This is a genomic window from Blautia sp. LMAG:89 (genome assembly GCF_008679485.1).
Lineage (GTDB): Bacteria > Bacillota > Clostridia > Lachnospirales > Lachnospiraceae > Blautia_A > Blautia_A fusiformis.
In genome coordinates this window covers 801925-818477 of sequence record NZ_NANC01000004.1, presented here as the reverse complement: position 1 = coordinate 818477, position 16553 = coordinate 801925, and the positions used below count along the sequence as shown (strand labels likewise).

At 44.9% G+C, this 16553-nt stretch carries 15 protein-coding genes; 14 read left to right on the top strand and 1 reads right to left on the bottom strand.

The features are described from left to right. Positions 1-125 precede the first annotated feature (125 nt). The 12 genes from CCC70_RS07660 (at position 126) to CCC70_RS07605 (ending at position 13930) form a co-directional block, all read left to right on the top strand. Positions 126-914, top strand: a complete 789-nt coding sequence (locus CCC70_RS07660) for an electron transfer flavoprotein subunit beta/FixA family protein (protein ID WP_021976223.1) — start codon at positions 126-128, stop codon at positions 912-914. Between the two features lie 13 nt (positions 915-927). Continuing rightward, positions 928-2118: an electron transfer flavoprotein subunit alpha gene (locus tag CCC70_RS07655; RefSeq protein WP_092072303.1), complete on the top strand. Its 1191-nt coding sequence runs from the start codon at positions 928-930 to the stop codon at positions 2116-2118. A gap of 3 nt (positions 2119-2121) precedes the next feature. Beyond that, a complete protein-coding gene (locus CCC70_RS07650) occupies positions 2122-3540 on the top strand; it encodes an FAD-binding oxidoreductase (protein ID WP_021976221.1) in 1419 nt (472 codons plus the stop codon). Between the two features lie 18 nt (positions 3541-3558). Then, the gene (locus CCC70_RS07645; protein ID WP_044960932.1) at positions 3559-4728 is read left to right on the top strand and encodes a YkvI family membrane protein; all 1170 of its coding nucleotides are present in this window, start codon (positions 3559-3561) and stop codon (positions 4726-4728) included. A 290-nt stretch (positions 4729-5018) separates the two neighbouring features. After that, entirely contained in the window at positions 5019-5870 is an 852-nt protein-coding gene (licT, locus tag CCC70_RS07640) for a BglG family transcription antiterminator LicT (protein ID WP_118368632.1), read from the top strand. Between the two features lie 123 nt (positions 5871-5993). Further along, positions 5994-7880 (top strand): beta-glucoside-specific PTS transporter subunit IIABC, encoded by a 1887-nt coding sequence (locus CCC70_RS07635; protein WP_021650624.1) that lies wholly within the window; start codon positions 5994-5996, stop codon positions 7878-7880. A 70-nt stretch (positions 7881-7950) separates the two neighbouring features. Further along, positions 7951-9378, top strand: coding sequence for a glycoside hydrolase family 1 protein (locus CCC70_RS07630; protein ID WP_244832677.1), 1428 nt, complete (start codon positions 7951-7953; stop codon positions 9376-9378). Between the two features lie 181 nt (positions 9379-9559). Beyond that, entirely contained in the window at positions 9560-11230 is a 1671-nt protein-coding gene (locus tag CCC70_RS07625) for a sensor domain-containing diguanylate cyclase (protein ID WP_270391826.1), read from the top strand. A gap of 197 nt (positions 11231-11427) precedes the next feature. Next, positions 11428-11925 carry an RNA polymerase sigma factor gene (locus CCC70_RS07620; protein WP_270391828.1) on the top strand — a complete coding sequence of 166 codons (498 nt, stop codon included), beginning with the start codon at positions 11428-11430 and terminating at the stop codon, positions 11923-11925. Then, entirely contained in the window at positions 11909-12664 is a 756-nt protein-coding gene (locus CCC70_RS07615; protein WP_270391831.1) for a zf-HC2 domain-containing protein, read from the top strand. The genes CCC70_RS07620 and CCC70_RS07615 overlap by 17 nt, the downstream gene beginning before the upstream one ends. 61 nt (positions 12665-12725) lie before the next feature. After that, positions 12726-13079: an arsenate reductase family protein gene (locus CCC70_RS07610; RefSeq protein ID WP_015526336.1), complete on the top strand. Its 354-nt coding sequence runs from the start codon at positions 12726-12728 to the stop codon at positions 13077-13079. Further along, a complete protein-coding gene (locus CCC70_RS07605) occupies positions 13076-13930 on the top strand; it encodes a YitT family protein (protein WP_270391835.1) in 855 nt (284 codons plus the stop codon). The genes CCC70_RS07610 and CCC70_RS07605 overlap by 4 nt, the downstream gene beginning before the upstream one ends. 63 nt (positions 13931-13993) lie before the next feature. On the opposite strand, the gene CCC70_RS07600 is transcribed toward CCC70_RS07605, so the two are convergent. Beyond that, complete coding sequence (locus tag CCC70_RS07600; protein ID WP_015526334.1) at positions 13994-15376, bottom strand: NCS2 family permease; 1383 nt, start codon at positions 15374-15376, stop codon at positions 13994-13996. Positions 15377-15588: 212 nt separating this feature from the next. Between CCC70_RS07600 and CCC70_RS07595 the strand changes: the two genes are divergently transcribed. Both CCC70_RS07595 and CCC70_RS07590 read left to right on the top strand, forming a co-directional pair. After that, entirely contained in the window at positions 15589-16077 is a 489-nt protein-coding gene (locus tag CCC70_RS07595) for a DUF1648 domain-containing protein (protein WP_270391838.1), read from the top strand. A gap of 145 nt (positions 16078-16222) precedes the next feature. Then, positions 16223-16495 (top strand): hypothetical protein, encoded by a 273-nt coding sequence (locus CCC70_RS07590; RefSeq protein ID WP_178775447.1) that lies wholly within the window; start codon positions 16223-16225, stop codon positions 16493-16495. Positions 16496-16553: the final 58 nt, after the last annotated feature.

Sequence of the window (16553 nt, the reverse complement as noted above, 5' to 3'; positions counted from 1 at the left end):
TGCTTTTTTGTGCAGAATTTACCAAAACCCTCTCGACTTTACATCACGTTAATGCTATACTTATACAGTTGTTTAACGTTTTAAAGCAAAAAATAAAAGCGAAAATACAGGAAAGAAGATAGAAAATGAAGATCGTTGTATGTATGAAGCAGGTACCGGCAACTTCCAAGGTTGATATCGATCCGGAAACCGGTGCCATGAAACGAATGTCCGGTGAGACAAGGACTAATCCATATGATCTGTTTGCACTGGAAACAGCCCTTGCGATCCGGGAAAAAACAGGCGGAACTGTAACCGTTCTTACTATGGGACCGCCTCAGGCGGAAGAGATGATCCGGGATGCTTATACCATGGGTGCTGATGAGGGCGTGATTCTTTCAGACCGAAAATTTGCGGGAGCGGATGTTCTGGCAACCTCTTATGCGTTAGCACAGGGAATCCAGGTGATCGGCGGTGCAGATCTGATCATCTGCGGAAGACAGACCACAGATGGTGACACAGCCCAGGTTGGTCCGGCCATTGCAGAGCATCTGACCATCCCACATGCTGCATGGGTAGCTGAGATCATGGACGTTAATGAAAAAAGCATTCAGGTCCGTCAGGATCTTGTCAGTGTTTCCCAGGTTTCCGAGATTCCGTATCCATGTCTGCTGACTATTGATAAGGATACCTGCGTGCCACGTCTGCCATCCTATTTATTAAAGAAGGCAACTGCAGACCGTCCGGTACGGATCTTAAGCTTTGAAGATATGCCGGATCAGGATCTGAGCCGTTACGGACTGATCGGTTCCCCCACCTCTGTAGAAAAAATGTTTGCGCCGGAGGAAAGCGAAAAACAGGTTTATCTGGAAGGAACTGCAAAGGAAAAAGCAGACAAGCTTGTTGCTCTCCTAACCGGAAAGAAGATCATATAGGGGGAAGCGGAACATGGAATTTTTAAAATTTGATATAAACAAATGCGTACTCTGCGGAGTATGCGTGGAGAAATGTCCTTTTGGAGCTCTCACCATAGAGGGAAATGGAATTGTTGTAGGCGATGCCTGTCGTATGTGTGGGCTTTGCGTTCGTAACTGCCCGGAGAAAGCCATCCGGTTTGAGCAGAAGGCGAAATCCTTTGACAAGGATAAATGGAAAAACTTTCTTATCTATGTGGAGCAGGAGAGAGGAGAGATCCATCCGGTTACCTTTGAGCTGATCGGAGAAGCAAGAAAGATGGCTGTCAAAGTCGGTTATCAGGTTAACTGTGTGATCGTCGGAGGAAAAGGAACAAAGGAAAATGCGGAAAAGCTTCTGCCGTATGGCGTAGACAATGTGTACGTATATGAGCATGAAGGCTTCGAAGGCTTCCGCGCAGACTGTTATACAGACGCAGTTGCAGACTGTATCGCAGCAAACAAACCAAGTTCTGTGCTGATCGGAGCTACTGCGCTGGGGCGTTCCCTTGCACCGAGGCTTTCCACCAGATTCCATACGGGACTGACTGCAGACTGCACAACTCTGGATATCCGTTCCAACACCGATATGATCCAGATCAGACCGGCTTTCGGCGGAAATATCATGGCTCAGATCGGCATCACCAAATCACGGCCACAGTTTGCCACGGTCCGTTATAAGGTTATGGACAAGGCAGAAAAAGTAAAAAATCCGCATGGTCAGGTGGTTGTATGTCCGGTAAACGAAAAAATGGCAGATTCCAGGATCAAGATTCTGTCATCCAGGGTCATTGATAAGGTAAAGAGCCTTGAGGAAGAGGATGTTCTGGTAGTAGCAGGCCGTGGTGTCCGGAATGAAAAGGATGTGGAAATGTGCCGGGAACTGGCAGATGCCCTTGGCGGACAGCTTGCCTTCACCCGTCCTATGGTAGAAAACGGATTCGGAGATGTTGCACATCAGATCGGACTTTCCGGAAGAACTGTCCGTCCGAAGCTGATCATCACCTGCGGCGTATCCGGTGCTATCCAGTTTACCTCCTGCATGACAGGATCTGACTGTATCGTAGCGATCAACAATGATCCGGAGGCACAGATCTTTAATGTTGCAGATTACTGCATCGTGGATGATCTGTATCAGGTTGTACCGGAGCTGACAGAGCTGATAAAGAATCGGAAGGAGGATTAAGTCATGGCATATCCCTATAAAAAAATGACTTCAGAAGATTTTGACTACATCCGTTCTGTGACTGCTTCAGATCGTGTATGGGTCGGCGATGAGATCGCAAAAGAATATTATCGTGATGAGATGCCGGAGTACGGAGTTTTTCCTCCGGAGCTTTATGTGGAGGTTTTAAATAAAGAAGAGATCTCAGCCATCATGGCTTACGCATATAAAGAAAATATCCCGGTGGTATGCCGTGGCGCAGGAACCGGACTTGCAGGCGGAGCAACCTGTAAATATGGTGGAATCATGCTTTCTGTGATGCGCATGAACAAGATCTTTCCGATCGACAGAAAGAACCAGACCATCACAGCGGAGCCGGGAGCACTTCTCATCGATATCCAGGCGGCAGCAGCGGCAGGCGGACTTTTTTATCCGCCGGACCCGGGCGAAAAAACAGCTTCCATTGGCGGCAATGTTATCACAAATGCCGGTGGCATGAAAGCGGTACGATATGGACTGACCAGGGATTTCGTCCGTTGTATCGAGGCAGTTATGCCGGATGGTTCCATCATGAATTTTTCATCCAACGTTGTGAAGAACACAACGGGATATGATGTAAAAGATCTGGTGATCGGCTCGGAGGGAACCTTATGTATTCTGACTCAGGTAACGCTGAAGCTTCTTCCCGCACCGACCTGCACCTGTACCCTTGTAATGCCGTTCAGGAGTCTTGAGGAATGTGCAGACATGGTCCCGAAGGTTCTGGAGCTGCCGTTTGTGCCAACAGCCATCGAGTTTCTGGAAAGAGAACTGATCGATATCGTAGAACGCAATCTAAACAAAATGTTCCCAGTAAAACAGGGAGAAGCAGTGCTGATCGTTATGTATGATGCTTCCAGTAAACAGGAACTTGACAGCGCAGTAGAGGCAGCAGCGGAAGCAGCCCTGGCAAACGGAGCCCTGGACTGTTGTATCGCAGGCACACCGGAGCGTGCCGGAGCTGTATGGAGTGTCCGGGGCGGGATCCTGGAAGGAATGAAAGCAGATTCTGTCGCACAGGAGGAGTGTGACGTGGTTGTTCCGCGTGCAAGGATCGCAGAGTATGTAAAAGCAGCCAAAAAGATCGCAAGTGCACATGGCATTCGTGTAGAGCCCTGCGGACATTGCGGAGACGGAAACATCCATACAGAGATGCTCCGTGGACCGGAAATGAGTGACCAGGAGTGGAAGGAAGCCACTCACGCAAGTCTGGTAGAGCTTTATGCACTGTCCAAGGAACTGGGCGGACAGCTTTCCGGTGAGCATGGCATCGGAAACGGACGTCTGGAATTCCTGGAAGAATTTGCGGGACCGAGAATGATCGCTCTTTATAAAGCCATCAAGCTGGCTTTCGATGATAAACTGATCCTGAATCCGGGAAAAGTCATCGAATATAATAAATAAAAAATGGGGGAAAGAGAGATGAGTCAGAATAAATCATTACAAAGTAAAATGCCTCTGGCTATGGGACTTGCGTTCGTCGCATTTACCACACAGTTCGGAGGCGGATTCGCATCAGGAGCGCAGATCTATCAGTACTTTATCAACTACGGTATCTGGTGTCTGATCCTGCCGGCAGTGACACAGGGATTGTATGCACTGTTTTTCTGGTATGGAATGCGCTATGCTTATAAACACAAAACCTACGATTACAGAAGCTTTTCCGACAGTCTTTACGGAAAAACGAAACCGGTTATGTCCAATCTCTATGAGATCTGTTACCTGATCATGATCGGAACTGCATCAGCAGCAGCCTTTGCAACCGGCGGTTCCACACTGCAGACACTGTTTGGGATCCCATACTGGCTCTGTACACTGATCATTGCAGCATTTATCTTTGTGATCGCACTTTTCGGAACCAATGTCGTAAGAAAATGTGCTTCTACATTAAGTGTGCTGATCATCATTGGTCTTGTACTGGTACTTGTTCCTAATATCATTGCACAGTGGGGAGATATCACAGCTTCCATCCATACTATGTCCTCCGGAGAAATGACTGTACTTTCCTCCGAGAGCGGAGCCTTTGGACCGGCTCTCTATTCAGCAGTCCTTTATTTCTTCTTCCAGCTGGCATCTGTTTCTGTTATGTACCAGCATATGGAGGATGTAACGGACGAAAAACAGATCAACAAAGCAGCGATCTGGATGTTTGTATGTAACTTCTGTGCAATGGAGCTTTCCATCCTCGGACTTCTTGCCATTGCATATGTAAGTGAACTGGCATCTGCATCGGTACCGATGCTGGTACTGGTCCAGAACGGTGTAGGCGCCGGTATCCTGACACCGATCATTTCTCTGCTGATCATCCTTGGAGCTATCTCCACAGCAGTAAATATGATCTCCGGTATTGTGACCCGCTGTGTAAATGCAGTGGAGCGCCGTATGGACAGCTCGGCAAAAAAAGCGCAGGGACACCTTGGAAGAAATGCAGTTTTCACAGCGATCTTTACATTCCTGGCATTTGCCATCGCACAGTTCGGTCTGATGACAGTTGTTAAGAAGGGATATGCATACCTTGGATATGCGGCGTTTATTACATTGTTTGTACCGTTTGTTGTACATGCCGTTGCGACAAAGGGAAAAGAGATCTGAAGAATAAAAAGCTGAACAGAAAATCCCCCGTTGATCCGTATGGCAGGATCATCAGGGGATTTTGTCAAAGTTCACAAAAATATTATAAATATTTTATTAAATATTCCAGATAGACAACATATATTTTTTCTGATACTATTACGTACAGTTATTAAATAGTTACGAATCAGAAGGATTGTTACTGAAATATTTATTTATCGTCAGGCAAGACCTTATAGTAGTATAGGAATAGGTTTTCTATATACTGTAATGGTCTTTTTTTATTTGTCTGGCAGCGGGGGAACAGGAATATGGTTATCCATAAGATTTTGAATAATAATCTGATACTGTCCAGGGATGGACAGGGACATGAAGTTATTGTAAAGGGTTGCGGAATTGCCTTTCAGAAAAAGAAAGGACAGCAAGTGGAGGAGTCCAGGATCGAGAAGATCTTTACTGCGGAAAATGCCCAGATCAGCAAGGAGATACAGGGTTATCTGACTGCTATTCCGGAAAAATATCTGGATTTTGTGGAAGCTTTTGTAAATGAAGTGAAGGAAAAAAAGGGGATGAAATTAAATGACAGTATTTATTTTTCCCTTAGCGACCATATCATGGGTGCGATCTCCAGACTTGAAAACGGGATCCGCCTTCAGAATATGCTGCTTCTGGATATCAAGCAGCTTTATCATAAAGAATATGAGATCGGCTTGGAATTACTGAAAAAGGTAAATGAGATGTTCGAGGTAGATCTTTCTGCAGATGAAGCAGGATTTTTTGCATTGCATTTTGTGAATGCGGAAGATGGCGGCAAGACGGACAGCTATCAGATTTCCATTATCGTACATCAGATCCTGGACATCGTGGAGAAGTATTATGACAATATGGAATTTCAGGAGGATAATCTGTATTATCAGCGGTTTCTCACGCATCTGAAATATTTTGCCCAGAGATTCCTTCATAAAGAGCTTCACTATGATGAGAATCAGGAGCTTTTCAAGATCATCAAGGAGCAGTACAGAGAAGCTTACGGCTGTGTAAAAATGATCTATCTTATGATGGAAGAGGAATATAAATACGCTATGACTGAGGACGAAATGCTGTATCTGACGATTCATATCCAGAAGATCACAGAAGACCATAAACGTCTGAAAAATCTGTGAAAAGAGATTGTTTTATAAATTAGGTGTTAATGGATTGTTACTGAAATACGTGCCATGTGCGTATCTTTTCAGGCAAGACCTTTAATATAAATTTCAATATTTATTATTAAAGGAGGTCCCCAAATGAAAAAGGACTATGCAAAAACTGCAGACACACTGATTGCAGCGCTGGGCGGAAAAGATAATATCACCCGTCTGTTCCACTGCATGACAAGGCTTCGTTTCTATGTGAAAGACAGATCGAAGATCAACGAGAAAGAGATCTTAAAGCTTTCTGAGATCTCCGGCGTTAACTGGCATGAAGATCAGTTCCAGGTTATCGCAGGAAACGAAGTAAACGCTGTTTACAAGGCATTGGAAGACAAAGGCGTTCCTACCGATGATGCACCGGCAGCGAACTCTGACAGCTCAAAGAGTGTTGTTTCAAAAGTTATCGATGCCATCACCGGATGTATGACCCCGATGATCCCTGCCCTGACTGCAGCCGGTATGATCAAAGTTGTACTTACCCTGCTGACAACTTTTCATCTGGTATCAGAAACAAGCAGTACCTACCAGGTGATCAGTTTTATCGGAGATGTTACTTTCTACTTCATGCCGTTCCTGATCGCAGCAAATGCTGCCAAGGTTTTCCGCGTGAACCAGTCACTGGCGCTGTTTATTGCCGGTGTTTACTTAAGCCCTACCTTTGTAACTATGGTAGCTGGTGATGCGGCCATCACACTGTTTGGTCTGCCGATCACAAAAGCAACTTATTCTTATTCCGTTATTCCGGTTATCCTGATGGTATGGATCACACATTATATTGAGATTCTGGTTGATAAGATCACACCGAAAATGGTAAAACTGATCCTGAACCCGACACTGGTAATTCTGATCAGTGCACCGATCGCCCTGATCGTAGTTGGACCGATCGGAACAATTATTGGTAACGGACTTGCGGTAGCCATCAACTTCCTGTCCGTAAAACTTGGTTTCATTATTGTAGGTATCCTTGCAGCAACCTTCCCGTTCATCGTTATGACCGGTATGCACCATGCGCTGACACCGATCGGACTGAATGCCATTGCAACCGGTGGTACCGATACACTGATCTTTGTATCTCAGGTATGCTCTAACCTTGCACAGTCCGGAGCTTCTCTTGCAGTAGCTGTAAGATCCAAGGACAGCAACATGAAACAGCTGGCAAGTGCAGCAGGTGTTTCCGCTCTTATGGGTATCACAGAGCCTGCTCTGTATGGTGTTACACTGAAACTGAAAAGACCGGTTGTAGCAGCTTCCATCGCAGCCGGAATCGGTGGTATCGTAGGAGGACTTCTTCAGGTTTCTCTTTACATTGCACAGAATTGTATCATGGCGATCCCGGCGTTTATCGGCGAGAAGGGATTAATCAATCTGATTTATGGAATCATTATGATCGTGGTATCTTTTGTAGCTGCTTTTGTTCTTACGCTTATCTTCGGATTTGAGGATGTAAAGGCTGAGACAGAGGATGAAGTACAGAACACAGATACAGAAAAACAGCCGGCACAGCAGAACGCTCCGCTTGTAGATAAGATCGAGCTTTGTGCACCGGTAGCAGGAACTGTAAAAGCACTTTCCGATGTTCCGGATAAAACTTTTGCGGATAAGGTTTTAGGTGACGGAGCAGCAATCGTTCCATCAGAAGGAAAGGTTTATGCACCGGCAGATGGTACGGTGGCAAATATCATGGACAGCAAACATGGAATCATGTTTGTGACAGAAAGTGGAGCAGAAATTCTGATCCACATCGGACTTGATACTGTAAATTTAAATGGTAAATATTTTAAATCCCATGTTTCTGATGGAGATAAGGTAAAAAAAGGAAAGCTTCTTGTGGAATTCGATATGGATGCCATTAAGAAAGAAGGATATGATCTGATCACACCGGTTGTTGTGACCAATATTTCTGATTATATCAAAGCAGTATGCATGGAAAAAGAAGATGCAGCTGTAAATGCAGGAGATAAATTCCTGACTATTGTATAAGAATAACAACGAAACATCAGGCGGAGATAACAGATCCGCCTGATGTTTGTAAAAAGGAGAAAATTAAAATATGAAAAATTATAACCGTATGCCGGAAAACTTTCTCTGGGGCGGAGCAACCGCTGCAAACCAGTATGAAGGCGGTTGGGATGAGGATGGCAGAGGCCCGTCCATTGCAGATATCCTGACAGGAGGAAGTGTGGATAAGGAACGTCGTCTTACACCGCCGGCACCGTTACCGGAAGAATTTTATCCCAATCACCAGGCGACTGATTTTTATCATCACTGGAAAGAGGATATTGCTCTTTTTGCAGAGATGGGATTTAAGGTATATCGTTTTTCTATTTCTTGGTCCAGAGTGTTCCCAAATGGGGATGAGGAAACTCCAAATGAGGAAGGCCTTAAGTTCTACGACAATGTGATCGACGAACTGAGAAAATATAACATTGAGCCGCTGATAACGATCTCTCATTATGAGAATCCCCTTCATCTTTCTCTGGAGTATGGCGGATGGAAAAATCGTAAGATGATCGATTTCTATCTTCGATTTGCAAAGGTTTTATTTGAGAGATATAAAGGTAAGGTAAAATACTGGCTGACTTTTAATGAGATCAATATGCTGACGCAGGACTTTGGTGCGGTATTCTGTGCAGGAATGCTGGACCCGAAGGATGTATGTGAGCAGAGCCGTTATCAGGCAATGCATCACCAGCTGGTAGCAAGTGCACTTGCAGTTTCCATGGCTCATGAGATCGATCCGGAGTTTATGCTTGGCTGTATGCTTGCTTATCACAATGGTTATCCATATACCTGCCATCCGGATGATATCTTATATGCACAGCAGTTTGGGCAGATCCACAATTCCATTGCCGGTGATGTTCATGTAAGAGGATATTATCCGGGATTTGCAGCGAGATACTTTGAGGAGCACGGAATCCAGCTGGAGATTCTTCAGGAGGATAAAGAGATCCTCAAGAAGGGTACGGTGGACTTTTTCACCATCAGCTATTATTCCAGTAGCTGTGTCAGCGTGACAAAGGACGGAGAGAAAACGGCCGGAAATGGAAGTGACAATCTGAAAAATCCATATCTGAAAGCTTCCGACTGGGGCTGGCAGATTGATGCAACTGGTCTTCGCTATGTTCTGAACCAGATCTATGACCGCTATCAGATTCCGATCATGATCGTGGAAAATGGTCTTGGGGCGGTGGATCAGCTGACAGAGGATGGAAAGATTCACGATGATTACCGTATTGAATATATGCGCCGCCATATAGAGCAGATGAAGGAAGCAATCCATGACGGAGTAGATCTGATCGGCTACACCTGCTGGGGCTGTACAGATCTTGTCAGTGCCTCCACTGGAGAATTCAAGAAGCGTTATGGGCTTATCTATGTAAATAAAAATGATGACGGGACCGGAGACTTTTCCAGAATCCGCAAAGATTCTTTTTACTGGTACAAAAAAGTGATTGAATCTTGCGGGGAAGAGCTTTAACTGAATCAACTGCGAAGCAGTTATCTGGTGTAGAATTATGTAGCGAATGCGGTTGCTTTTATCCGGTTGACGACAAAATCCTGGAGTATGACAATGTACTCCGGGATTTTTTTGGAAGGTTGACTTTTACACGGTAAAGTATAATACTTATTGTAAGTGACGAATGTGAGGAGTGTTTTTTATGCCGGATGAAAAAGTACTGCAGGTAGCGATACTTATATGGGGATGTGTATTTTGTGCCATAGCTGCATTATGTATATTTCTGAGCAGTAATTATGACAGGGAAAAGCGTCGGTATCTTATCCTGATGGAGAGTTTTGCTTCCCTGTTATTGCTGATGGATGCCATGGCGCATATTTTCAGCGGATATCCCGGAGTTCCGGGCAGTGTGATGGTCCGTATCTCGAGTTTTCTCGTATTCCTTTTAAGTGACGTAGTCCTGCTGTGTTTTCACATTTATGTGTGTGTTTATCTGTTTTCGAAAAGGGAGCGGAGAACATTAAAAAGAGTAAAAGCCGGATATGTTATTGCTGCTGCAGGGGTTGCTTTTGTGGTGATCTCGCAGTTTACTCACTGGTATTATTACATAGATGTGGATAATTATTACCATCGGGCACCGTTATATATTATGTCAATTCTTCTTCCGGTAGCAGGTATGTTCATTGATCTTACACTTTTGCTCCAGTACAAAAAGAGAGTCAGCAGGAAGCTCCTGTTCTCTATGCTGTCATGCGTTGTACTTCCGGCAGTGGCGGCAGCTGTGCAGGCATTCTGGTATGGAATGTCGCTGATCGAGTTTTCGGTTGGTATTTCCATGATCATTATGTTTATCGTGACGATGACGGAGCTGAATCAGGAAATGTATCAGCTGATAAGCAGAGAGGGCAAGATAAAGGAAAGACTTGAGATCGCAACGATACTAAATAAATGCATTGCTGAGTTGATATCAGGAGAAGATGAAGATGCGGCAATCTCCAATCTGCTGCGTATTATCAGTGGGTATTTTGACGGAGATCGCAGTTACATTGTTCAGATCGATGAAAAGAGGAATGTTTGTACAAATACCTATGAGTATGCCATGAACGGAGTGACTGCTGAGAAGGATAATCTTCAGGAGGTTCCCATGGAAATGCTGGATATCTGGATGGACAGCTTTCGGAAAAATGGCCTGTATTATATTCCGGATATTGAGGAGGAGCAGGGGCAGCCGTATTATGAGACTCTGAAGATGCAGGACATTACCAGGCTGCTGGCCGTTCCTTTAAACAGTGACGGAAAGATCATAGGATTTCTCGGGGTAGATAATCCGAGACTGCATTATGAGGATCATACGCTGCTGTCATCCATACAGTATTTTTTAACGGACAGCCTGAAAGCCAAGGAGCGTAAGGCGTGTCTGCAGTACATGAGTTACCGTGATATGCTGACGACCTTGTATAACAGGAACAGGTATATTCAGGTTCTGGAAGGCATGCAGGCAAAAACAGTGATAAAAACAGGCGTAGCATATATTGATATCAATGGTCTGAAACGGGTGAATGATCTTTACGGACATGAGGCCGGAGACAGGCTGATCATAAATACAGCGCGTTCCATGCTTGCGATTCTGCCGGAAAATGCTTACCGGGTAGGTGGCGATGAATTTGTACTCATCTGTTTTGATATGGATGAGAAGATTTTTCGGAGTAAGGTCCGGGATATCTGTGACAGCATTGCTGCCAAAAGGATCAGTGTTTCTGTTGGCGTTGTCTGGGAGGAAAGCTCTTCGGAGCTTGAGACAATGCTGAGAAGAGCAGATGATCTTATGTATGAGGAAAAGAAGAAATATTATGAAGAGCATGGAACGATGTGAAGGTATGCAGCAGAGTGTAAGAGGAGGTCAGAAGAAAATTCTGATAATGCTGTGCCCGGTATTTTTATACCGGGCATTTCGTTTGTGCTAAAAGAAACGCCGGAATAAAAATATCGGACGAAATTTTGCAAGCTTTTCTGTAACGTTTTTGAGATCAGTGCGTCTTATAAGTGAGAAGGGAGGAAAGAGAAAAACCGATGAACATAGAGGAACTTTACCGGACATATTTTGACATTGTATATCGGTATATCCGTTCTATCTCACAGGATGGAGCGCTGGCTGAGGAAGTGACACAGGAGACATTTTTTAAAGCTCTGGAAAAGATAGGTCAGTTCCGGGGTGACTGTGATGTGCGTGTGTGGCTTTGCCAGATTGCAAAGAATACGTTGTACGACCATCTGAAAAAGCAGAAAAAGCAACTTCCCGGAGAGGAGCAGCCGGAAACAGCAGAAAGCCATGGCGGAGAAATTTTTGAGGAAAAGCTGGCACAGCGGAGTCAGGCTATGGAGATCCACAAAGTTTTGCATGGCCTTTCGGAACCGTATAAAGAAGTTTTTTCCCTGCGGACATTCGGAGAGCTTAAGTTTAGTGAGATCGGAATGCTTTTTGGAAAAAGTGAAAACTGGGCGCGGGTGACTTATTACCGTGCAAGAGTAAAGATCAGAGAGGAGCTGGAATATGAAGATCACATGTGACGTAATACAGGATCTGATGCCATCTTATATAGATGGGATATTAAGCGAAGACAGTCGGGCGCTGGTGGAAGAACATATGGGAACCTGTCAGGAATGCAGAAAAATGTTGGAGATCATGAAAGAAGAGCAGGGAAAAGAGCAGGCCCGGATAAGATCATCTGTAGCTTCTGTAGCAGGATGTGGAACTGGTGGGACGGAAAATACTGAAAGTAATGCAAATATCGGAAGTGCAGCCACACTGAAAAAAATCCGGAAAAAATTAATAATACGCAGAGTGCTGACAGCAGCAGTGGCAGTTATCCTGACACTCATCGCTGCAGCAGCAGGCTACAACCACTGGTATTTCGACGAAAAATACATGACCCTGGAAAATAGCGGAATGTACGTAAAAGACAACTGCCTGTATTCTTCCAACAATCTTATTAACCGTATGAAAGTACAGTACACAGAAGATGGAAGAACAGAGTTCGTCTACGCCATTGATGCGCCCTATGCAGGAACCCTGGAACTGAAAAGCGATGACATGCTGCTTCAGGATTTTTCCAAAAAGACAGAGGAAGTATCACCGGAAGATGACAGCATCCCGGAAACGGTAACAGAGGTTTATTATATGAGTGCGGAGGCCAGAAAGAAGAGCCTGGAATTAACAGAGCTGGAAGCAAAGGGAGATCTGGATGCAGCGGAGAAAATTGTGGATGAGATGAAACAGGAATCGAAGCTGATATGGTCGGAACAATAGGATAGAAAAACAGTATCATCTGTGTTAGAATAAAATACAAATAAGATGAGGGGGACACAACATGTTATTTGTATGCTATCCAAAATGCAGTACCTGCAAAAAGGCTCAGAAATGGCTGGATGAGAGTGGCGCAGAATATACATTGCGTGATATTAAGACGGACAATCCAACTGCAGAGGAACTGAAAGCCTGGTGGGAAAAAAGCGGTCTTCCGCTGAAGCGTTTCTTCAATACCAGTGGAAATATTTATAAAGAGATGAAACTGAAAGATAAACTTCCGGAGATGAGTGAGGAAGAGCAGCTTGCGCTTCTTGCAACAGACGGGATGCTTGTGAAACGACCAATCCTTGTTGGGAAAGACAAGGTGCTGGTGGGCGCTAAAGAAAAAGAATGGGAAGAGTATCTGAAATCATGAAAAAGAAACTGAATTATGCGGATATCGTTAAGGAAACCGTGATCCTCACCGTGGCAGTGGCGATCATTGCAGCTGCGGTATATTTTTTCCTGGTGCCAAGCCATACGTCGGTCAGCAGTATTTCCGGTCTTGGAATCGTGCTTTCCAATTTTGTGCCGCTGCAGCTGTCGGCGATTACCATGATCCTGAATGTGGTATTGCTGATCATTGGATTTTTTACCTGTGGAAGAGAGTTTGGAGTTAAGACGGTTTATACCAGTGTAATGCTGCCGTTGTTTCTGGGATTGTTTGAGATCATTTTTCCAAATTTCGGTTCCATGACAGACAGCCAGGAACTGGATGTTCTGTGTTATATTCTGGTAGTGAGTGTGGGACTTAGCATTCTTTTTAACCGGAATGCATCCTCAGGCGGACTGGATATCGTGGCGAAGATCATGAATAAGTATCTCCACATGGAACTTGGAAAAGCCATGTCTCTTTCCGGTATGTGCGTGGCACTTTCCGCGGCGCTTGTGTATGATAAAAAGACGGTGGTCTTAAGTATTCTGGGAACGTATTTTAACGGAATCGTTCTGGATCATTTTATTTTTGACAATAATATCAAGCGGCGTGTCTGCATCATCACGAAAAAGGAAGAGGAGCTGAGGCAGTTTATCATTCACGACCTGCACAGCGGAGCCACGATCTATGAAGCCATCGGAGCCTATAAAATGGAAAAACGCCATGAGATCATAACCATTGTAGATAAAGGTGAATATCAGAAGCTGATGAAGTTTATAAACCAGGAGGACCCGAAAGCGTTTATCACGGTTTATAATGTATCAAATATGCGGTATCAGCCGAAGAAATAAAAATATTTTGCTGGAATAAAAAAACTCCCGGGACAAAAGGCCCGGGAATTTTTTTGCCATATTTTACAGGAAAATATATTTCAGGATAAACAGCACTGCCAGTACATACATCAGAGCGCTGATTTTCTTTTCTTTTGCCTTACCTGTGATCAGGTTGATTGCTACGTATGTGATAATTCCCATGGAGATACCTTCGGAAATGCTGTAGAAGAACGGCATTGCGATGATACATACATAACATGGGATCGCCTCGGACATATCGCTGAAATCAATGCTGATAACATTGCTGAGCATGTACAGACCGACGATCACCAGAGCCGGAGCTGTGGCAAAGGACGGAATTGCCAGGAAGATCGGTGACAGGAACAGGGACAGGCCAAATAAGATGGCAGTTGTCACTGCAGTAAGTCCGGTTCTTCCGCCTTCAGATACACCGGAAGCACTTTCTACGAAGGTAGTGGTTGTGGATGTACCAAGAACTGCACCGGCAGTTGTTGCAACTGCATCTGCAAGAAGTGCGCCCTTGATGTTGGGAAGCTTGCCATTTTCATCCAGCATGCCTGCTTTAGAAGAGACACCAACGAGAGTTCCAAGAGTATCAAAAAGATCTACAAATAAAAATGCAAACAGGATAACAAGGAAATCCAGTGAGAAAACTCCGTCAAACTGCAGCTTCGCAAAGATCGGAGCAAGGCTCGGGATGGAGAGTCCGTTGCTGAAATCCGGGAGCAGGCTGTAGAAGCCGATCTCCGGGTTCGGAACATAAAGTCCGGCGAACTGACAGATGATTCCAAGTCCCCATGTGATCAGGATACCCCAGAGGATGTTTCCCTTTACATTCTTAACAACCAGGATACCGGTTACGATGATACCGATCAGAGCCAGGATAACGGTGATTCCCACATTGTTGAAGGAAGCCTCTACACCCTTGGCTGCGTTGTAGCCATCTACAGAGAAAAGCTGCAGCAGAGTGGAGCCGCCGATCACGATATTGGCATTCTGTAATCCTACAAATGCGATGAAAAGACCGATACCAACGCTGACTGCGGATTTCAGGTTCAGAGGGATCGCATTGAAGATCGCTTCACGTACATTGGTAAGTGAAAGAACGATAAATACGATACCTTCTGCAAAAACTGCAGTCAGTGCATACTGCCAGCTGTATCCCATACCGATGACAACTGTATAGGCAAAGTATGCGTTCAGACCCATTCCGGGTGCCAGTGCGAACGGGTAGTTGGCGAAGATTGCCATCAGCAGCGTTCCCAGGAAGGCTGCCAGTGCGGTAGCTGTGAATACAGCTCCGGAATCCATGCCGGTCGCAGACAGGATGTTCGGGTTAACTGCCAGGATATAGGCCATTGTCATGAAGGTGGTGATACCTGCCAGAACCTCAGTTTTGGCGTCCGTTTTATTTGCGGACAGCTTGAAGATTTTTTCTAACATATTTCTTTCCCTTTCTTAAATATGTTTTTGGACAACATGTCTATTTTATCATATAAAAATTTCGTATGCAATCGTTAGTGCTCGCAGATATGGCTATAATAGGTCTTTTTTTGCAAAATACTTTTACAGGCAGGCAATTTGTGTGTAAAATACAGGAAAGAGAGTATTTGATTTACAGACGGGTTTATTTTGAAATAAAAGGGGGATGGATAATGTCTGAGAAAAAACTGCGGAATATTACAGATGTGCTCTGCTTTCTGATGATCCTTGGGTACGTGATGTATCTTGTGGCTACTTGGGGAAATCTGCCGGAGAGGGTGCCGATCCATTTTAATGCGCATGGGATCCCGGACCGGTATGGGAAGAAGGGCAGCCTTCTTCTGGAGCCGATTTTGGGGCTGCTGATCCTGGCACTTCTGATGTTCTGTCAGAGATTTCCACAGTGGTGGAACTATCCGGTTGAGGTGACAGAGGAAAACAGAGAGCATATCTTTGAGATTGCGTCAAAAATGATGTCTGTGATCAAGCTGTTATCCATTGGAGTATGTCTTTATGCCGGGATCAGCGGGAATCTGGGAACGGCACCTATGTGGCCGGTGTGGATACTGATTGCAGGGATTTTTGTAACATTGCTCCGGGGAATCCGGGAGATATATAAGACTGGTAAAGAAACTGACATGGATGAAGATGATAAATCGTGAAGCGGTCTCGTTTGTGATCATGTAGCAGAGTGGAAGGTAAAGGTTCGATTTATTGTACTGAATATGGATGGAACCAGCGAAAGCGGATCGCGAATATCCGCCTGGCGAAATTATAATAAAAACAGGAAAGGAATCTCAGGAGCATATGACAGATACAAGAACAGATGAGCTTTACAGAGCGCTTCAGGATAAGGGCTATCCCGATGAGCTGTGCCGGGAAATTGCCTATAAACATATGAATACCGATTACACAGCTACACGGATGCTGGGGTATTTATACAGGGTGACAAGTCCCAGAGTGGAGGATGTGATCGATGAGATGCTGGCGATCTTAAGTGACCGGGAAGCCATCATCCGGAAAAAAGAGCTGGAGCACGCCCAGGCTACGATCAACAGCGTGTATCGGGAGGGTTTGTAACGGAAATCCCGGAGCTGTGCCAGTGCTGGCGGATCAGAAGCTTCATCCTTTAAGGAAA